General features: G+C 69.8%; 17 protein-coding genes, 1 tRNA gene and 1 pseudogene. 11 read left to right on the forward strand and 8 right to left on the reverse strand.

All coding sequences use genetic code 11. The features are described 5' to 3' along the window. Nucleotides 1–86: 86 nt before the first annotated feature. Both ACWDV4_RS04810 and ACWDV4_RS04815 read left to right on the forward strand, forming a co-directional pair. Entirely contained in the window at nt 87–1,169 is a 1,083-nt protein-coding gene (locus ACWDV4_RS04810) for an ABC transporter permease (protein WP_449974906.1), read from the forward strand. Further along, a complete protein-coding gene (locus ACWDV4_RS04815; RefSeq protein WP_449974907.1) occupies nt 1,166–1,927 on the forward strand; it encodes an ABC transporter ATP-binding protein in 762 nt (253 codons plus the stop codon). Before ACWDV4_RS04810 ends, ACWDV4_RS04815 begins: the two co-directional genes overlap by 4 nt. Nucleotides 1,928–2,167: 240 nt before the next feature. On the opposite strand, the gene ACWDV4_RS04820 is transcribed toward ACWDV4_RS04815, so the two are convergent. Continuing rightward, a complete protein-coding gene (locus ACWDV4_RS04820; RefSeq protein WP_449974909.1) occupies nt 2,168–2,527 on the reverse strand; it encodes a VOC family protein in 360 nt (119 codons plus the stop codon). A 118-nt stretch (nt 2,528–2,645) separates the two neighbouring features. Here ACWDV4_RS04820 and ACWDV4_RS04825 point away from each other — a divergent pair, with 118 nt between their 5' ends. Next, a complete protein-coding gene (locus ACWDV4_RS04825; protein WP_449975141.1) occupies nt 2,646–2,861 on the forward strand; it encodes a tyrosine-type recombinase/integrase in 216 nt (71 codons plus the stop codon). A gap of 86 nt (nt 2,862–2,947) precedes the next feature. Here ACWDV4_RS04825 and ACWDV4_RS04830 read toward each other — a convergent pair. Continuing rightward, nucleotides 2,948–3,021: transfer RNA gene (locus tag ACWDV4_RS04830), tRNA-Pro, on the reverse strand. 69 nt (nt 3,022–3,090) lie between these two features. Beyond that, nucleotides 3,091–3,984, reverse strand: coding sequence for a metallophosphoesterase (locus tag ACWDV4_RS04835; protein ID WP_449974910.1), 894 nt, complete (start codon nt 3,982–3,984; stop codon nt 3,091–3,093). A gap of 25 nt (nt 3,985–4,009) precedes the next feature. Here ACWDV4_RS04835 and ACWDV4_RS04840 point away from each other — a divergent pair, with 25 nt between their 5' ends. Beyond that, nucleotides 4,010–4,465: a GatB/YqeY domain-containing protein gene (locus ACWDV4_RS04840; protein ID WP_449974911.1), complete on the forward strand. Its 456-nt coding sequence runs from the start codon at nt 4,010–4,012 to the stop codon at nt 4,463–4,465. Between the two features lie 128 nt (nt 4,466–4,593). On the opposite strand, the gene ACWDV4_RS04845 is transcribed toward ACWDV4_RS04840, so the two are convergent. After that, nucleotides 4,594–7,005 carry a transglycosylase domain-containing protein gene (locus ACWDV4_RS04845; RefSeq protein WP_449975143.1) on the reverse strand — a complete coding sequence of 804 codons (2,412 nt, stop codon included), beginning with the start codon at nt 7,003–7,005 and terminating at the stop codon, nt 4,594–4,596. Nucleotides 7,006–7,413: 408 nt separating this feature from the next. Here ACWDV4_RS04845 and ACWDV4_RS04850 point away from each other — a divergent pair, with 408 nt between their 5' ends. Continuing rightward, nucleotides 7,414–7,710 carry a WhiB family transcriptional regulator gene (locus tag ACWDV4_RS04850; protein WP_184535375.1) on the forward strand — a complete coding sequence of 99 codons (297 nt, stop codon included), beginning with the start codon at nt 7,414–7,416 and terminating at the stop codon, nt 7,708–7,710. Here ACWDV4_RS04850 and ACWDV4_RS04855 read toward each other — a convergent pair. Genes ACWDV4_RS04855 through ACWDV4_RS04865 form a run of 3 tightly spaced genes read right to left on the reverse strand, consistent with a single transcriptional unit; the run spans nt 7,697 to nt 10,436 of the window. After that, nucleotides 7,697–8,848, reverse strand: coding sequence for an ArsA family ATPase (locus ACWDV4_RS04855; protein WP_449974913.1), 1,152 nt, complete (start codon nt 8,846–8,848; stop codon nt 7,697–7,699). The genes ACWDV4_RS04850 and ACWDV4_RS04855 overlap by 14 nt on opposite strands. A gap of 54 nt (nt 8,849–8,902) precedes the next feature. After that, nucleotides 8,903–9,877, reverse strand: a complete 975-nt coding sequence (locus tag ACWDV4_RS04860; RefSeq protein ID WP_449974914.1) for an ArsA family ATPase — start codon at nt 9,875–9,877, stop codon at nt 8,903–8,905. A 25-nt stretch (nt 9,878–9,902) separates the two neighbouring features. After that, nucleotides 9,903–10,436, reverse strand: a complete 534-nt coding sequence (locus ACWDV4_RS04865) for an Rv0361 family membrane protein (RefSeq protein ID WP_449974916.1) — start codon at nt 10,434–10,436, stop codon at nt 9,903–9,905. Between the two features lie 108 nt (nt 10,437–10,544). On the opposite strand from ACWDV4_RS04865, the gene ACWDV4_RS04870 reads away from it, so the two are divergent. Next, on the forward strand, nt 10,545–10,955 hold the full coding sequence (locus ACWDV4_RS04870) for a hypothetical protein (RefSeq protein WP_449974917.1): 411 nt from the start codon (nt 10,545–10,547) through the stop codon (nt 10,953–10,955). Between the two features lie 47 nt (nt 10,956–11,002). Here the strand turns inward: ACWDV4_RS04870 and ACWDV4_RS04875 are convergent, their stop codons facing one another. Beyond that, nucleotides 11,003–11,407, reverse strand: coding sequence for a GntR family transcriptional regulator (locus tag ACWDV4_RS04875; protein ID WP_449974919.1), 405 nt, complete (start codon nt 11,405–11,407; stop codon nt 11,003–11,005). Between the two features lie 191 nt (nt 11,408–11,598). On the opposite strand from ACWDV4_RS04875, the gene ACWDV4_RS04880 reads away from it, so the two are divergent. The 5 genes and pseudogenes from ACWDV4_RS04880 to ACWDV4_RS04900 all read left to right on the forward strand — a co-directional run. Beyond that, nucleotides 11,599–12,240 (forward strand): hypothetical protein, encoded by a 642-nt coding sequence (locus ACWDV4_RS04880; protein WP_449974921.1) that lies wholly within the window; start codon nt 11,599–11,601, stop codon nt 12,238–12,240. A 36-nt stretch (nt 12,241–12,276) separates the two neighbouring features. Next, a complete protein-coding gene (locus ACWDV4_RS04885) occupies nt 12,277–12,432 on the forward strand; it encodes a hypothetical protein (RefSeq protein ID WP_449974923.1) in 156 nt (51 codons plus the stop codon). Beyond that, the gene (locus ACWDV4_RS04890; RefSeq protein WP_449974924.1) at nt 12,429–12,890 is read left to right on the forward strand and encodes a RidA family protein; all 462 of its coding nucleotides are present in this window, start codon (nt 12,429–12,431) and stop codon (nt 12,888–12,890) included. The genes ACWDV4_RS04885 and ACWDV4_RS04890 overlap by 4 nt, the downstream gene beginning before the upstream one ends. 138 nt (nt 12,891–13,028) lie before the next feature. Next, nucleotides 13,029–13,895: an MBL fold metallo-hydrolase gene (locus ACWDV4_RS04895; protein WP_449974925.1), complete on the forward strand. Its 867-nt coding sequence runs from the start codon at nt 13,029–13,031 to the stop codon at nt 13,893–13,895. After that, nucleotides 13,892–17,518 (forward strand): annotated as a pseudogene (locus ACWDV4_RS04900) (adenylate/guanylate cyclase domain-containing protein); the annotation flags it as partial. The gene ACWDV4_RS04895 and the pseudogene ACWDV4_RS04900, both read left to right, overlap by 4 nt. Nucleotides 17,519–17,703 lie beyond the last annotated feature (185 nt).

The following is a 17,703-nucleotide window of genomic DNA, read 5'->3' on the forward strand; positions in this document are numbered from 1 at the left end:
GTTGGAGATCAGCCTGCCACCTTCGCGGCCCAGCAGCCCGTCCCCGGTCCGATGGCGGCAGCGGCGTGGGCGACGAGGCTGGGTACATGTTCATCGCACTTCGTGACCTGCGGTTCGCCCGGGGCCGGTTCGCGCTCCTCGGCGGCGTCATCGCCCTGATGACGCTGATGGTCGTACTGCTCACCGGGCTGACCGCTGGGCTCGGTGCGGCCAGCATCTCGGCGGTGGCGCGACTGCCGGTCGACGACATCGCCTTCCAGCAGCCGGCGTCCGGGCAGCAGGTCGCCTTCGCTACCAGCGCCCTGCCGGCGGAGACGGTCGGCACGATCGCCGGGCAGCCGGGCGTGACCGGGGCGTACCCGCTCGGGGTCGCCACCACCCGGTTGCAGGCCGGCGAGCGCTCGGCGGCGGTGACGCTGCTGGGGGCCGACCCGGCCCTGTATCCGACCCGCCAGCAGGGGGCGGCCCCGGCCGCCGGCGAGGCGGCGATCACCGCCGACCTGGCCGAGGAGCAGTCGCTGCGGGTCGGCGACCGGGTCCAGCTCGGCGGTCAGGAGGTACGGATCGCGGCGATCGTGGCGACCGTCTCCTTCAACCACCTGCCGGTCGCCTACACCCCGATCGACACCTGGCGGCAGTTGTCCCGCGCGGAGGCGATCACCGCGGTGGCGATCACCCGGGCCGGCGGCGACCCGGCCGCCATCGACCGGGCCGCCATCGACCGGGCCGCCGGCACCGCCACAGTCAGCCGCGAAGAGGCGTACGACGCGGTCGGCGGCTACTCGTCCGAGCAGGGGTCGCTGAACCTCATGCGCGGGCTGCTGCTCGGCGTGTCCGTGCTGGTCGTCGGGGCGTTCTTCACCGTCTGGACGATGCAGCGCGCCGGTGACCTGGCGGTGGTACGGGCCATCGGCGGCAGTCGGGGCTATCTGCTCCGGGACGCCCTGGGCCAAGCCGCCGTGGTACTGCTCGCCGGTGCCTCGGTCGGTGCCGGGATGGCCGCCGCGCTCGGGGCGCTGGCGGGACAGGTGGTGCCGTTCGTTCTGGACGTCGGCACCGTTGGGATTCCGCTGGTGGCGATGGTCGCCGTCGGCGTCCTGGGGGCGGCGGTGTCCGTACGCCGAGTCAGCAAGGTCGATCCTCTTACCGCACTGGGAGCAGCCCGATGACCCTCGACCTGACCGATGTCCGGTTGACGTATCCGGATGGTGATCGCCGGTTGGTGGCGCTGGACGATGTCAGCCTGCACGTTTCCGCTGGGGAACTGGTCGCCGTCACCGGCCCGTCCGGCTCCGGCAAGTCCAGCCTGCTGGCGGTCGCCGGATCCCTGATCACGGCCGAGTCCGGCACGGTCACCGTCGCCGGGGTGGCGGTCGGCCCGCTCGACCAGGCCGGTCGGGACCGGCTGCGCCGGGAGCAGATCGGTTTCGTGTTCCAGCAGGCCAACCTGCTGGGTTCGTTGACCGTGTTGGATCAGTTGCTGCTCGTCGCCCACATCAACCGGACACCGCGCATCTCAGCCCGGAACCGCATCTCAGCCCGGAACCGCGTCACGGCCCGGGACCACACCTCAGCCCGAGACCGGGCCCGGCACTTGCTGGACCGGGTTGGTCTGGCGGCCAAGGCCGGGCGCCGTCCGCACCAACTCTCCGGCGGCGAACGGCAGCGGGTCGGGGTGGCCCGGGCCCTGATGGGGGAGCCCAGCCTGCTGCTGGTCGACGAGCCGACCTCGGCGCTCGACCACGAACGCGGTGAGACCGTCGTACGGCTGCTGCGGGACATCACCCACGAGAACCGGATTGCGACGGTGCTGGTCACCCACGACCTGCAACACCTGCACCTCACCGATCGGGCGGTGACCATGCACGACGGGCGGCTGTCCGGGACACGGCCAGCCATGTCCAATCCTGCTCCGAACGAATGTTGAGCGGACGGTGTCACTCAGCGTCCTGCCACCACATGTTGTACGGGTGCGCGCGGATCGCGGCTACTTGTTAACTGGCGCTACGACCGCAGCCCGGCCAGGCTTGGTCGAGGTGGCCGGGATTGCCGTCCCCTGCCTGTGCAGTGCAGGGTCTGGTCACCGTACCGGCTTGGTGGGGGTCGTGGGGGTCGTGGGGGTCGGCGTCGGGCCCCAGCCGGTCAGGAGAGGGTGGACGCCCGGCCGTCAGACGTCGGATTCGAGGGCGAAGGTGTTGCCGTCCGGATCCTGGAACCACGCGATACGTCCACCGCCGGCCCGAGCGGTGATTCCCTTGGCGTCATGTTCGAACTGGTCGTATCGGATGAACTCGACGCCGGACGAGACGAGCTCGTCAACGACCTGGTCGATGTCGTCGACGTACCAGGTCGCCAGTGTCGCCGGGCTCTTTCCAGCAGTAACCGACTGGTACACGTTCAGTGCCGCCACGCCGCCAGAGCCATAGACGCGGCTGCCATCGGCGATGTTGGCGCTGGGGCCCGACTGCAGCGCCTGTAGGCCCAGTTGGCCTTCGTAGAACGCGACCGCCCGTTGTATGTCGGACACGGCGATCGAAGTTCTGAGGTGATACGTGCTCAACGGCATGAACCACCGTCGCACACGCAGCGCACTGGTGTCAGGGCGAGCAGGGGTGCGAGGGTGTCGATGAAGGTCATATTGCTGGCTGCGCTTTCACGACCTGCGGCACTCGTACGCCACCTGGCTCATCACGGACGGCGTGCCGGTCAACGACGTTGCCCGCGTGATGGGGCACGAGCAGATCTCGACCACGCTCGACCGGTACATGCACGCGTTCGAGGCTGGCGCGGACCGGGTGCGGGAGTCGTTTGCTGACTTTCCGCTGACTTTGGACGAGAGCGACGACCACGACGGCGGGTAGGCAGTGGCGTAGATCGATAAGCTAGATCACGTCGAGCACGGCAAAAGGCCAGGTGAGATGCCTCTCACCTGGCCTTGCCATCTCGGTCGGGGTGGCCGGATTCGAACCGACGACCTCTTCGTCCCGAACGAAGCGCGCTACCAAGCTGCGCCACACCCCGAGGCGTGCGGAGCAATACTAGCCCACCGTTCCGGAGGGGCAAACTCGGTACCCCGGCTGCCGCCCGACCTCAGCGGGGGATCAGGGTCAGCAGCGACGCCTCGGGCGGACAGGCGAACCGGACCGGCGCGGTGGGGTGGGTGCCCAGACCAGCGGAGACATGCAGCCAGGCATCGGAGGCGGGCCACCGGTGCAGCCCCCGGGCCATCGATCGGGGTAGTTCACAGTTGGTCACCAGGGCACCGACGAAGGGCACCCGTACCTGACCGCCGTGGGTGTGCCCGGCGAGCAGCAGGTCGAACCCGTCAGCGGCCATCTCATCCAACAGTTGCGGGTCGGGCGAGTGGGTGAGGGCGATCGACAGGTCCGCGTCGGGGGAGACCAGTCCGGTGACCGAGGCGTAGTCGTCCCGCCCGATGTGCGGGTCGTCGACCCCGACCAACTCCACGGTCCGCCCGCCGGCCTTGATCGACGTACGGGCGTTGTTGAGGTCGGCCCAGCCCGTACCGACCAGCACCTCGCGAAGATCCTCCGTCGGCAGTTCAACCCCCTGGACGTATTCGCGGTCCGGGAGGAAGTAGCTGAAGGGGTTCTTCCAGACCGGTCCCCGGTAGTCGTTGGAGCCGAAGACGAAGGCTCCGGGGTAGTCCAGTAGCGGTTGCAACGCCCGGAGCACGCCCGGGACCGCCTCGGGGTGGGCGAGGTTGTCCCCGGTCACCACGACCAGATCCGGGTCGGTGGCGGCCAGTGAGGCCACCCATTCCTGCTTGCGTCGCTGGCCGGGGGTCATGTGCAGGTCGGAGAGGTGGAGAACCCGCAGCGGCTCCGCGTCGGCCGCCAACACCGGCACGTCGTACCGGCGCAGGGTGAACATGTTTCGCTCGACGAGCGACGCGTACGCCAGGGTGGCGCCCCCGATCGCGGCAGTCCCGGCGGCCAGTCGTAATACGGTGCGCTTTCGCATGGCGCTCAGGGTAGTTTGACCGTCCATGGGCACGCTGAAGGACCTCCTGACTACGGACATGCGCGCGGCGCTGAAGGCGCGCGACGAACTGACCACGTCTACCCTGCGAATGGCGCTGGCGGCCATCGGTAATGCCGAGGTCGCGGGCAAGGTCAAGCGGGAACTCTCCGACGACGAGGTCCTGACGGTGCTGACCAAGGAGGCGAAGAAGCGCCGCGAGGCGGCGACCGCGTTCGCCGACGCCGGGCGGGCCGAGCAGGCGGCGAAGGAGACCGCCGAGGGTGAGGTGCTCGACCGTTATCTGCCCAAGCAGCTCGACGACGCGGAACTGGTTGAGCTGGTCGCGGGGGCGCTGGCCGAGGGCGGGTTCACCGGCAAGGGACAGATGGGTCCGGCCATGAAGGCGGCTCAGGCCGCGGTGTCCGGCCGGGCCGAGGGGGGCCGAGTGGCGGCCGAGGTACGTCGCCAGCTCGGCGTCTGACTGGCCGAGCGTACGGACCCAGTCGACGGTACGAACAACGGCCGGCGGCCCGGAGTCGCAGGATCGGCGAAAAGCGAGCGGGGCAGGCACCTCTTCAGGTGTCTGCCCCGCTCGGTCAGCTGATCCGGTTATCGGCGTGGTCGACCCCCGCCGCCGTTGTTGTTGCCGTTGTTGTTGTCATCGTCATTGTCGTTTTGCTTGCCGTTGCTGACCTCGATGGTCACGGTGCCGTTCTTGACGGTACGACCGTCGGGGCTGGTGCCGGCGACGGTGCCAGCCGGGCAACTCGAATCGACCTGCCGGGTGTCCACCTCGACGTCGAATCCGGCGTCCTTGATCCGGGCCCGCGCGGCGTCCACCGACTGGCACTTGACGTTCGGGATGGACACCTGATCGCCGTTGGCGGTCTTGCTGCCGGGCGGGGTGAACTCGATGCTGGGCTTGCCCTTCATCGCGTCCCGCAGCGTCTGGTAGACGGCCGGGTTGACGATGTTGTGCGACATCGTGTCGGTGGTCTGCGCCCAGTCCGGGTCGGCGAGGATGCCGGCCACCGAGAGCTGCTTGGTGGTGACCACCATCGACGCGGTCTTCTCCGCGTCGGTGGTACCGGTCTTACCGGCTACCGGCTTGCCGACGGCGCCGCGCACGCCGCCAGCGGTCGCACCCCGGCACCTCGAGATGGCCGACCGGTCACCGACCGGGCAGCGGGCTGCGTCGATGGCGGCCCGAGCAACCTCGGGCTTCACTGCCTGGTCGCAGCGGGGGTTCGCGATGTCGAGTTTCTTGCCGTCGTGGTCGCGGATCTCCTGCACCGGGATCGGCTCGCAGTGCTTGCCGTCGGCGGCCAGGGTGGCGTACGAGTTGGCCAGGTCGAGCGGGGTGACTGCCGAGACGCCGAGGGTGAAGGCGCCCCACATGTCAGCGTTGTCCTTGTTGTCGGCGAACTTCGCGTCCTCCGCGGAGAGGAACTTGATGCCGAGCTTTTTTGCCGCCTCGACCACGTTCGCCGCACCGACCTTCTGCTGCAGCGGTACGAAGTAGGTGTTGACCGAGGCGCCCATGGCGCTCCACATGTTGTGGGTGCCGGCCATGCTGGGGCTGGCGTTCTTCGGGCAGTAGTAGCTGGTGCCCGGGCAGGCCGCCTTGCTGCCGAACTCGACCGGGTACTTCGACTTGAACTGCACCGGCGAATTGATCGAGTAGTCGAGCGGGTAGCCCTTTTCCAGTGCCGCCACCAACGTGAACATCTTGAACGTCGAACCGGCCTGGTAGCCGTGGATGTCGCCGCCCCCGGTGATCAGCGGGTTGGTGGTGTTCGGGTAGGTGCCCCGGATCTTCTTCTTTGCCTTGGCCGGGTTGCTGGACATCTTGTTCTGCGGCTTGTTCGGGTCGTCCAGCTTGTAGTTACGGTTGGTGGCCAGCGCGCGTACCCGACCGGTGCCCGGTTCGACTGCGGCGACCATCAGCGCGTTCTTGTTGCCGGTCTTCAGGTTGTTCTCGACGGCCTTCTTCGCCGCATCCTGCGTCTTCACGTCGAGGGTGGTGACGATGCTGTAGCCGCCACTCTTGAGTCGGCGTTCCCGGTCGTAGCGGGTCTCGCCGAACGGCTCCTGGTCCAGCCACCAGCGGTAGAAGTAGTCGCAGAAGAAGCCCCAGTGGTTCTTGTTGGCCGCGACGCAGCCGTTCGGGATCTTCTTGTCCTTGACGACGAGCTTGACTGCCTTGGCGGCATCACCCTCCTGCTGGGTGACCATGCCGAGCTTGACCATGTTGTCGATCACGTAGTCCCGGCGCCCTACCGCGTCGGGGTAGCCGGACTCGGTGGCCGGGTTGAACTTGGTGGGAGCCTTGACCAGGCCGGCGAGCGTGGCTGCCTCGTCGATCGTCAGATCGCGGGGATGCTTGCCGAAGTAGACCTGGCTGGCCGCGAAGATGCCGTACGCGCCGTTGCCGAAGGCGGCGAGGTTGAGGTAACCCTCCAGGATCTGTTCCTTCGTCATGTCCTGGCTGATCTGGATCGCGTAGCGCATCTCCTTCGCCTTGCGGGCGGCGGTGTCCTCGGTCGCGTCCACCACGTCCTGCGGATGCGTCGCCGAGTACGCGACCGAGAGGCGGACGTACTGCATGGTGAGCGTGGACGCTCCCTGGGTGTCACCGCCGCTGTTGTTGGAGAGGAAGGCGCGGCCCACCCCCTTCAGGTCGACGCCATTGTGCTTGTAGAAGTTGTGGTCCTCGGCCGCGACGATCGCCTTCTGCATGTTCGGTGAGATGTCCTTGATCGGGACGTCCCGCCGGTTCTCGTCGAACATGCTGGCGAGCGGCGTCTTACCGTCTGATGCGTAGAGGTAGCTGGCTTGCGGCGACCGTTTGACGGTCAACTCGGTGGGCAGCTTGTCGAAGGTTTCCGCACCTGCCTTGGCTGCCAGACCGGACATCGCCACTGCTGGGAAGGCGGCTGCGGCGACCACCACACCGGCCAGCAGTCCGCAGATCAGTAGCGATGCGGCGTTTGTAAGCACATTGTGGTCACGTTTGCGCATCCAGGTCACTCCGTCAGGGTACGTCAATCGGCAACGAGGGTCCCTCCCGCGTACTTTCCCCATTTCCTGCGGGCGTTGACCTCGTTGTGCTAGACGCACGACTACTGACGTTCGGTTGCGTGTCCCCGCTGTCGAGTGTCCCCCATATCGCGGGTCCTCGGTGGCGTTTTCGCAGATCGTCGTCGGGTAGATAGGCCTGCGCTGTCGGGCGATGAGTCTGGAGTGTCCGGAATATTAGATTTGGCCGACAACGTTGCGTAATCGGATGACTACAGAGCATGATGGTGCTGCGAGGGGATCGCATGTCGTCCGGCGCGCCTGGGGGAAGGCGCGGTGGACGGCCGGGGGGTTTATCGCCGGCTGGCCGGCAGAGGTCGGTAGCGGGACTGCAAGGGGGGACGTAATCAGATGGGCATGATTCCAGACTGGCCCACGTTGGCAGCGTGTCAGAACGGTGATCCTGATGCGCTGTTCGTGCAAGGCGCGGAGCAGAACGTGGCGAAGAGGATCTGCCGTAGCTGCCCGGTGCGCTACGAGTGCCTGGCTGACGCGCTCGACAACCGGATCGAGTTCGGTGTGTGGGGTGGCATGACCGAACGCGAGCGCCGGGCGTTGCTACGCCGACACCCACAGGTGCCGAGCTGGAAGAAGATGTTCGAGGCCGCGATGCGGGACAAGAACAAGTCGTTGGTCACGACTGGCTGATCGCCGCGCCAATCGTGCGCAGCCCGTCGATGTCGTGCACATCGGCGGGCTGCGCCGTGACCGCCACCGTAGGGACGTCGGGGAAGGCCTCGGTGAATCGCGCGGCCACCTGCTGCTCCCGCGTCGCCTGTCGGGCCAGCGTCGCGTGTACCCGCAACGCCGCCACGGTCGCCTCGTGCCCGCCGGCCGCCGCCAGCCGATCGGCGGCAGCCAGACTCTGCTCGGCATCCGGCTCCGCAACGAGTGGACGGTGCACGCGGTTGAGCACCAGGCCGGCCAGTGGCATCTGTTCCTCACCGAGCCGTCCGGCGAAGTACGCCGCCTCCCGGACCGCGTCCGGCTCCGGTGCCGCGACCAGCAGGAATGCCGTCTCCCGGGCCTGAAGGATGCGGTACGTCTGCTCGGCGCGCTGCCGGAACCCGCCGAACATCGAGTCCAGCGCGGCCACGAACCCGGACAGGTCAGTGAGCAACTGGGCACCGAGCACCTTCTGTACGACCTTGGAGAACATCCCGAACGAGGCGGTGACCAGGCTGAACATGCTCCGCCCACCGCTGCGGGCCGGGGCGAGCAGCAGCCGCAGCATCCGGCCGTCGAGGAACCGGGACAGCCGGGCCGGTGCGTCGAGGAAATCCAGCGCTGACCGGGAGGGTGGCGTGTCGACGACGATCAGATCCCACTCGCCCCGGGCGTGCAGCTGCCCCAGCTTCTCCATCGCCATGTACTCCTGCGTACCGGCGAAGGTCGAGCTCATTGCCTGGTAGAAGGGGTTGGCGAAGATCTCCGCCGCCTTCGCCGGCTCGGTGTGCGCGAGCACCACGTCGTCGAAGGTCCGCTTCATGTCCAGCATCATGGCGTGCAGTTCGCCGCCGCTTACCTCGGCTTCGAGCCCTTTGACCTGGCGTGGGGTGTTGTCCAGCTCGGTCAGGCCGAGTGACTGGGCCAGGCGTCGGGCCGGGTCGATGGTGAGCACCACCGTACGACGGCCGTGTTGCTCGGCGGCGCGCAGCGCGAGCGCGGCTGCCGTGGTGGTCTTGCCCACGCCACCCGCGCCACAGCAGACCACGATCCGGACGCCGGGGTCGGCAAGGATCTGGTCGACGTCCAGTTGCGGCGCCGCGTGATCGGAAGGCACCAAACGAGCGTATCGGGATCGGTACGTCGTTCGCCCGGGGCAACGGGCAGGTGTGAGTCAGTCGGCCTGATTCAGTCGCTCGGCTAGTACGTCCAGACCAGCCCGGTCGACCCCTTCGGCCAGTAGCGGCAGTTCGACCAGCGGCCGGCCCAGCTCGACCAGGTCGGCGCGGAGGGAATCTTCCAGGGCCCGGCGGGTCAGGTGATTCCTGACCTCGGCGTGCAGCCCGGTGATGGTGGCCCGGTCAGCGGACAGCCCGGCGGCAGCGAGCCCTCGGCGCAGCTCGGCCTGGGTGACCTTGGCGGCCAGCAGCGGGGGTTGAGTGCCATTGACGATGATCCGCCCGACCGGGATCTTCAGCGCGGCCAACTCGGCCATCGCGTCCACCGTCTCCTGCACCGGCATCTCTTCGAGCAGGGTGACGATGTGCACGGCAGTCATCGATGAGCGCAGCAGGTTGGCCACGCCCTCGCTCTGGGTCTTGATCGGGCCCACCTTGGCCAGCCGAGCGGCCTCCGCAGTCACATTGAGGAAACGCCCGATCCGCCCGGTTGGTGGGGCGTCGAGGACGACGGCGTCGTACACCCGGCGCTGGTTCACGGAACGGTTGGTCGCCTCCTTCACCTTGCCGGTGAGCAGGATGTCCCGTAGCCCGGGGGCGATGGTGGTGGCGAAGTCGATGGCCCCGAACTTGCGCAGCGCCCGGCCGGCGGCACCGAGCTTGTAGAACATGTCCAGGTATTCGAGGAGCGCCTCTTCGGGGTCCACCGCCAGCGCTCGGACCTCGCCGCCGCGCGTGGCGGTGGCGATCTTGCGTTCCTCGTACGGCAGGGGGTCGGTCCCGAAGAGCTGGGCGATGCCCTGCCGGCCCTCGACCTCGACCAGCAGGGTCCGACGTCCGTCGGCGGCCAGCGCGAGCGCCAAGGCGGCGGCCACGCTGGTCTTTCCGGTCCCGCCCTTACCGGTCACCACATGCAGGCGGGCCGGCCAAGCCGTTCGGGCCGGGTTGGCCGGCTGCTCACCTGCTCGCACGTTTCGAGCCTAGCCGCTGGTGCGGTCAGGCCACCTCACACACCCACCAGCCGGTCTTCTGTACCACGGTGAACTTCAATTGCTGTTCGGTCATCTTCTCGTCAGAGGTGATCAGGGTGAGCTTGGTCGAGACGATCGCCCGTTCCTCGTTCTTGTCGTCCACCTTCAGCGCTGTCCACCGGAACTTCGGGTCCTTGGTGGCCTCGATCTGCGTCTTGATCCCGTCGACCTTCTTCTTGATCGCGTCGTCGTCCCGGGCCTCCGAGCAGACCAGCTCTGCCGCCTTCTTGGCGTCGCGTTCGACGTACACGGCTTCGAGGAAGTTCTCGACCGCAGCCTCGGGTGCCTCCGCGCCGGTGCCGGTCTGCGTGTCACGCAGAATCAGGAACGCGGCGACGCCGCCACCACCGCAGAGCACCAACACCACGGCCAGGACGATCGAGACGATCAGCAGCCCACGACGCTTCTTGGGCGGTGCCGGCGGTGGGCCGTACCCCGGCTGACCGGGGGGCAGGTCCGGGAACTGCGGCTGGCCGGGGAAAGCCTGCTGGCCGGGCATCGGCTGGCCCGGGACGGGCTGCGCCGGGTACGGCTGAGGCGGATATGGCTGAGGCGGATATGGCTGGCCCGGCGCGGGCTGCGCCGGATACGGCTGACCGGAAATCGGTTGGCCGGACACTGGCTGACCGGACACCGGTTGGGGTGGGAAGGGTTGCCCGGACACCGGCTGGGCTGCGAAGGGCTGTGTCGGGTACGGCTGGCCCGGGAAGGGTTGCCCCGACACCGGCTGGCCCGGGACGGGCTGCGCCGGGTACGGCTGACCGGGAACTGGCTGACCCGGGATCGGCTGCGTAGGCGGCTCCGGGGCGCCCCCCGGCTGCGCCGCGAACGGGGCGGTCGGGAGCGCAGCGGTGGGCTCGGTCGGGTTGGCCGGTACGGAGGGGCGGGTCGGATCCTCGTACGACGGCTGACCACCCGGTGGTTGGCCCACACCGTCGTTCGGTGGCTGAGTCATCGTTCTCCCCCGTTCACCTCGGTCGCGTGGCCCGTGCGTAGGGTGGTTCTGGTCTGGACGTGACGAGAGAGCATACGTGCCCGCTCGACGGTGAGGGTAGCTCCCACGCGCTAGGGACGCGCGAGGCGTATCCGATCGCCGGGATGGACACTGGTGCTGCCGTTTTGCAGCTGGATCTCCAGCACCGGCACCCCGTCATCCAGGTCGTATTCGAGGCGCTCGGCGTCGGACGGCATCCGGGCGATGGCGAAGCTCCCGGCGGGAAGCTCCAGCGGTGTCCGTTCGACCTGCTTGCGTACCCGGGTCCCATAGCCGCGCGAGGTCGTCACCAGCCCTTCGGCGCGTAACAGCGCGATTGCCTGCCGGACCGCTGGCCGGGCCAGCCCGTGGGTCTGCGCGAGGGTCGTCTCGGAGGGCAGCGGCGAGCCGGGCGTGAGTTCGCCACTGTCGATCTGCTCGCGCAGAAGGTCAGCGAGTTGGCGGTAGAGCGCCCGATCCCTCCGTGGATCGATCATGATCGTGACAGTATGTCACCACAGCAGCGCGTCATGTTGTGATCCTAGGAGCATGTGCTTACTGTCATCGTCAACGGGAACCGGCCGGTCAGGCCCCGTCGCTGCCTCGCCGCCGAGCCGGAACCCGGCCCTGGTGGCCGGTACCACGGTCGGTGCCAGCACCTCAGCCCGCTACGACGCCGGAGGCACGCATGCGTGACCACGCGGACAACTACGCGCGCACACATCTCGAAACGAGAGAGCGATGGCACTCGCTGCGGGTACCGGGTGTGGCATTCGATGGTGGTTCGCTCCGTCGAGGGCGTACGGAGGCCGCCGCCGAGCCGAACAGCGGTGTCGGACCGATCAACGAGCGCCCCTACCGTCGGCCACCGGAGCCGGGGACATCGGGGCCGGTGGCCGCCGGGACACCAGGGCCTGCGGCCGCCGGGACACCAGGGCCTGCGGTCACCGAGGCGCCGGCAACCGTGGCCACCGAGGCGCCGGTACGACCGGCTGCCCAGATCAGCTGTGATCAGCAGGAGGACGAGTCCGGCTTCGTGATCCACCTGCCGATACACGTCAATGACCTGGAGACGGCCGCCCGACTGGCCTATACCGTGGCCGGCTCGCTGGCCTTCCTACCGGAACTCGACTCGGGCGAGACCACGGTCTCCATCGCCGACGACCAGAACAACCGGCACCGGGTCTTCTGTGATCGTCTTCTGCCCGACCGGTCCCGCTGCCCGAGGCGGTTCGCACACAGTGGGCGGTGCGAACTGACGGACTCCGGGCCGGACAGCGGCTCGGTCCCGGACAGCGGCTCGGTCCCCAGACAGTGGGACGGCCGGTAACTCGAACCCGCCGGAGCGATCGTTAGGCTGAGCGACATGACGAAGTGGGAGTACGCGACCGTGCCCTTGCTGGTGCACGCGACCAAGCAGATTCTCGACAACTGGGGTGAGGACGGCTGGGAGTTGGTGGCCGTGGTGCCGGGCCCCAACCCGGACCAGTTGGTCGCGTACTTCAAGCGACCGAAGTCATGACCAACAACCCGCACGCCAAACTCGCCGAGCTGGGGCTGAGCCTGCCAGAGGTGGTGCCGCCGGTAGCCAGCTACGTGCCGGCCGTGCAGTCCGCCAAGCACGTCTACGTCTCCGGCCAACTACCCATCGCCGACGGCAAGCTGCTGGCCACCGGCAAGGTGGGCGCGGGGGTCTCCGCCGAGCAGGCGAAGGACCTGGCCGCACGGTGCGCGCTCAACGCGCTGGCCGCCGTCGACTCACTGGTGGGACTGGAAAACGTCGTCAAGATCGTGAAGGTGACCGGATTCGTCGCCTCGGCCGAGGGATTCACCGGCCAGCCCGGCGTGATCAACGGTGCGTCCGATCTGCTCGGCGCGGTCTTCGGCGAGGCCGGCCGGCACGCACGCAGCGCCGTCGGGGTGGCCGAGCTGCCCCTGGACGCACCGGTCGAGGTCGAGATCATCGTCGAGGTCAGCTGACCCGTACCACCCCGACATCCATCCGGGGTGGCGTCACCCCTGCACTACTTTGGGCCGGGAGGCGTCACTCCGGACAGCGGTGGCCGGCCGAAGCCGCCGTACTGGTCGTACCATCGCAGCCATGACGGGGCAGCAGCCATGACGGGGCACCTGACCACGCCGGCCGCAGCGCTGGCCGACCAGCTACCGGGTTGGGCGACCCTGCTCCGGGCCCCCAACCCAGGGCCGATGACCCTGGACGGCACCAACACCTGGCTGCTGCGGGCCGCAGCCGGGCACCCCGCGGTCGTCGTCGACCCCGGGCCGGACGACGAACGGCACCTGGCCGAGATCGCGGCGTACGGGCCGGTCGGACTGATCCTGATCACCCATGGGCACCCCGACCACGTCGAGGGGGTCCACCGCTGCGCCGAACTGCTCGGTGGCGTCCCGGTACGCGCCGCCGACCCGGCGCTCTGCGTCGGCGGGGAGCCACTGCACCCCGACGCGGACCTGAGCGGATTCGGCCTCGACATCGAACTGTTGTCCACGCCCGGCCACACCGCCGACTCGGTCTGCCTGCTTGTCGGCGGGGACGGCGACCAGGCGGTCCTCACCGGCGACACCATCCTCGGGCGGGGCACGACCGTGGTCGCCTGGCCCGACGGCAACCTGGGCGACTACCTGACCAGCCTGGGTGCGCTCACCGCGTACGAGGGGATTCCGGCGCTGCCGGGGCACGGGCCGGCACTGGCCGACTGTGCGGCGGCGGCGCGCTACTACCTGGCCCACCGGCAGGCCCGCCTCGACCAGGTACGGCAGGCGGTGGCCCAGGGGGCGACCAGCCCGGCCGAGGTGGTGGCGCTGGTCTACGCCGAGGTCGACCGCTCGCTCTGGCCGGCGGCCGAATGGTCGGTCCAGGCCCAGTTGGCCCATCTCGAACGGGAGAGCGAACGGGGCAACCGGGAGAGCGAGTGGGCGGGCCGGGAATCGGATCCAGGGCCCGGTGGGTTGGAAGCACCGTGACCTGTCCGGTGTGTGGAACCGTCGCCGTCCCGGGCGCGCGCTTCTGCCACAACTGTGGTGCCGCGCTGCCCGCCGCAGCGACCCTGCCGAAGGCCGAACGCCGGGTGGTAACGGTGCTCTTCGGCGATCTGTCCGACTTCACCTCCTGGTCGGAGGACCTGGACCCGGAACGTGTCGGTGCGGTCACCGACCGGGTGCTCGCCGCCCTCGCTGGTGCGGTGAAGACCTTCGGCGGGCATGTCGACAAGCTCACCGGCGACGGAATCATGGCGGTCTTCGGGGCCCCGGTCGCCCACGAGGACGACGCCGAGCGGGCGGTCCGGGCCGCACTCTCCATGCAACGCGCCGTACGGCGGGTCCTCGACGACGAGCGTGGCGGAGGCGCGCCACTCGGGCTGCGGGTCGGCCTGAACACCGGTGACGTGGTTGCCGGGATCCAGGCCGCGATCGAATACACCGTCATCGGCGACACGGTCAACACCGCCGCCCGGCTCGCCGACGCCGCCGCGATCGGGGCCGTCTACGCCGGGGCCACCACCGCCGCCGCGACCCGTCGGGTGGCGTCGTGGCGACAACTGCGGCCGTTGCGGCTCAAGGGCAAGCGCGAGCCGGTCGAGGCGTACGAACTGCTGGGTCTGCTCGACGCGCCAGGCACCCGCTCCGGACTGGGCGACGAAGCCCCCTTCGTCGGCCGGGAGGCCGAGATCGGGCGGATCGCCGGACGGCTCGCCGAGGTCATCGACCGCTCCGAGCCACGGGTGGTCCTGATGACCGCTGAGGCCGGTATCGGCAAGTCCCGGTTCGCCGCCGAGGTCGAACGGCTGGCCGCCGGCTACGAGGTGGGGGTCGGCCGGTACGCGACGCACACCGGCGCCCGGGTGCTCTCCGCACGATGTGCCGCCTTCGGTGAGCGCCGCCGGCTGGCACCCCTGGCCGACCTGGTCCGGGCGGCGGTGGGGCTGCCCAACGACTCGGCCACCGCCGTCACCCGACTGGTCGTCGAGGAACGGCTACGCCGCCTCGGCCAGCGGCTGGCCCGGTCCCACCCCGACACGCCACCCATCGCCACCGACCTGCTCCTGGCCCTGCTCGGCTACGGAGACCTGCCGTCGGCCCACGGCGCCCCGGCCGACAGCACGGAGTGGACGGCGAACAACCCGGCCCCCGCCGCCGACGCGCTGCCCACCGCGGTCGCCGAACTGCTCAGCGGGCTCGCCGCCGAGTCGCCGCTGATGGTCATCGTCGACGATCTGCACGATGCCACCCCGGAGACCGTCGACGCCCTGGGCGTGATGCTGTCCCGGCTGGTCGGGCCGGTCCTAGTGCTGCTGCTGGGCCGTCCGGAACTGGTCCGTACAGCCGGGGCCCTGACCCGGGTCTCCGACGCCGAGGTGCACGCCCTGCCGCCACTGCGGGGCGCGGACGTGGCCCGGTTGCTGACCACCTATCTGAGCGGGGGGAAACTGCCCCAGGCCGACACCGACCGGCTGCTCGTCACCGCCCAGGGCAACCCGTTCTACCTCGCCGAACTCGTCACGCTGCTGATGGAGCGCGGAGCCCTGACCACGGTGAGCGAACGCGGCGCGGCCGGCGGTGGCCCGGACCAGGCGGCGGCGAAGTGCTGCTGGCGGCTGGTGCCCGGCTCGCTGGGTAGCCGACTGCTCTCCCGGGACCTCGCCGCGGTGCTCGCCGCCCGAATCGACGCGCTGCCCTCCGAAGCACGATCGGTGCTGCGGGACGCCGCCGTCGTCGGAGACACGATCCCCGCCGGGACGCTCGCCGCGCTGCGGGAGCGCCGGGCCGGGCGGGACGGCCGCCCGGCGGCCGTGGTCACCGTCGAGCTGGAACGCGCCGTCGAAGAACTGATGCAGCGGCGCATGCTGCACCGCAACCGGACCGGGTACGTCTTCGCCACGCCACTGATGCGCGAAGCCGCGTACGCCGGAGTCGGCAAGGCCGATCTCGCCGAGCGGCACGCGGCACTGGCCCGGTGGGCGGCACCGCCCGCCGAAGGGGCCACGGTGCTGCTCACCGGTGGGGTGTCACCCGTGCTCGGCATGTCCGACGCGGACCGGGATGCCTTCGTCGCCGAGCACGTCGAGAGGGCCACCGCGCTTGCCGACGCGGTCGGACTGCGCCCCGACACGATGGCGCGTACGGTCGCCCCGCTGGGCGTCGCCGCACTGGGCCGGTCCGCCCAACGTGCCATTGCTGACGGTGAGCCGGCGGCAGCAGTCGAGTACGCCGAGCGGGCCGCCGCGCTGGGCGGGGAGAACGTGCCCGCCACCGACCGGCTGGTGCACGCCCGGGCCCTGCTTCAGGTCGGTCGGGCCGCCGAGGCACTGGACTATGCCGAGAAGATCGGTGCCAACGCCGGGGACGACACGGGCACCCGGGCCGCCGCGCTGCTGGTGGTCGGGCAGGCGCACCAGACGCTGGGTGACCGGCAGCGCTCGGAAAGCAGTTGGCAGGAGGCGCTGCAGGTCGCCACCGAAGCAGGTCTGCCCCAGTTGCGGGCCTCGGCGATGCGCCGACTCGGCATGGCCGACTTCGTCGGCGGCCGGCTGGCCCAGGCGAGCAGCCGGCTCGCCGCCGCCTACCAGGTCAGCCTGATGGCCGGGGACCAGCGCGGTCAGGCCTGGTCGTTGCAGAACCTCGCCTGGGTGACCACCACCCGGGGCGACTTCGCTGGTACGGATGCGGTGCTCGGCCGGGCGGCCCGGCTCTTCGCCGAACTCGGCGATCCGATCGGCCGGGCCTGGCTACGTGGCACCAGCGCCTTCGCCCGGCTGTTGGCCGGCCGACTCCGGGAGGCCCGCCGGCTGGCCGGGATCTTCCTCCCATTCGGCGAGAAGGTCGGCGAGGCCTGGGCAGTGGGCACGCTACGAGCCGTCGAGGCGTTCGCCGCCGCCGAACTCGGCGACCTGGCCGAGGCGGATCGGGAGGCGCGTCGGGCCTACCGGGAGTTCGCTGCCGCACCCGACGACTGGGGGCAGGGCTTCGCGCTGGTCGTACGGGGGGTGATCGCCCGTGGGCTGGGCGAACCGGAGCACGCCGCTGACCTGCTCACCGACGCGTTGACGTACGGCGAACGCACCGCGCACCCGCTACTGATCGGAATCGCTGGCACCATGCGCGGGTTTGTGGCGCTGGACCAGGGTGATGTGGCCGAGGCCGAACGGGACGCCCGTGCGGTGCTCGCCGCAGTCGAGCCGCACAACGCGTTGGCTCCGGTGCAGGTGGGGCCTCGGGTTCTGCTCGCCACCGCCCGGCTTCAGGCCGGTGACGCCGGCACCGCCGTGGGGCTGCTCGCCCCGGTGGCCACCGCCCGGGCGACCCCGTCGTTGCTCTTTTCCCGCCGGCAGGCGCTGGCCCGCTACGCCTCGGCGCTGCTCGCCGACGGGCGGCACGTCCAGGCACTGGACTGGGCGCGGCGGGCGGTCGACGTGCCCACCGAGGACGTCCGGAGCCAGGTGATCGCCGCTGAGGTGCTCGCCGAGGCGTTGGCTGCGGTGGGACAGCCCGAGGAGGCGTGTGCTGCCGCCGAGGAGGCGGTACGACTGGCGTACTCGACCGAGCAGGCCAGTGAGCGGGCCGCTGCGGATGCCTTGCTGGCCCGGCTGACCGGGAATCTGGCGGCTTCGGCCGGCGACACCGATCCTGCCGCCGGCGCTGCCGGTTCTGGCACTGCCGATTCTGCCGCCAGCGTTGCCGGTTCTGGTGCCAGCGCTACCGGTTCTGAGGATGTGGCACTGCCGTTTCGGCCACTAGCGTAGGTCCGACCGGGAGATCGCTTTGCCGTCCCTCA

This window comes from Micromonospora sp. NPDC003197, assembly GCF_053590565.1.

Excerpts from the sequence above, each read along its gene's own strand:
- ACWDV4_RS04810 (WP_449974906.1), top strand. The coding sequence starts at position 87 with ATGTTCATCGCACTTCGTGACCTGCGGTTCGCCCGGGGCCGGTTCGCG.
- ACWDV4_RS04815 (WP_449974907.1), top strand. The coding sequence starts at position 1,166 with ATGACCCTCGACCTGACCGATGTCCGGTTGACGTATCCGGATGGTGAT.
- ACWDV4_RS04835 (WP_449974910.1), bottom strand. The coding sequence starts at position 3,984 with ATGCGAAAGCGCACCGTATTACGACTGGCCGCCGGGACTGCCGCGATC.
- ACWDV4_RS04840 (WP_449974911.1), top strand. The coding sequence starts at position 4,010 with ATGGGCACGCTGAAGGACCTCCTGACTACGGACATGCGCGCGGCGCTG.
- ACWDV4_RS04845 (WP_449975143.1), bottom strand. The coding sequence starts at position 7,005 with ATGCGCAAACGTGACCACAATGTGCTTACAAACGCCGCATCGCTACTG.
- ACWDV4_RS04850 (WP_184535375.1), top strand. The coding sequence starts at position 7,414 with ATGGGCATGATTCCAGACTGGCCCACGTTGGCAGCGTGTCAGAACGGT.
- ACWDV4_RS04865 (WP_449974916.1), bottom strand. The coding sequence starts at position 10,436 with ATGCCCGGCCAGCAGGCTTTCCCCGGCCAGCCGCAGTTCCCGGACCTG.
- ACWDV4_RS04875 (WP_449974919.1), bottom strand. The coding sequence starts at position 11,407 with ATGATCGATCCACGGAGGGATCGGGCGCTCTACCGCCAACTCGCTGAC.
- ACWDV4_RS04880 (WP_449974921.1), top strand. The coding sequence starts at position 11,599 with ATGCGTGACCACGCGGACAACTACGCGCGCACACATCTCGAAACGAGA.
- ACWDV4_RS04885 (WP_449974923.1), top strand. The coding sequence starts at position 12,277 with ATGACGAAGTGGGAGTACGCGACCGTGCCCTTGCTGGTGCACGCGACC.
- ACWDV4_RS04890 (WP_449974924.1), top strand. The coding sequence starts at position 12,429 with ATGACCAACAACCCGCACGCCAAACTCGCCGAGCTGGGGCTGAGCCTG.
- ACWDV4_RS04895 (WP_449974925.1), top strand. The coding sequence starts at position 13,029 with ATGACGGGGCACCTGACCACGCCGGCCGCAGCGCTGGCCGACCAGCTA.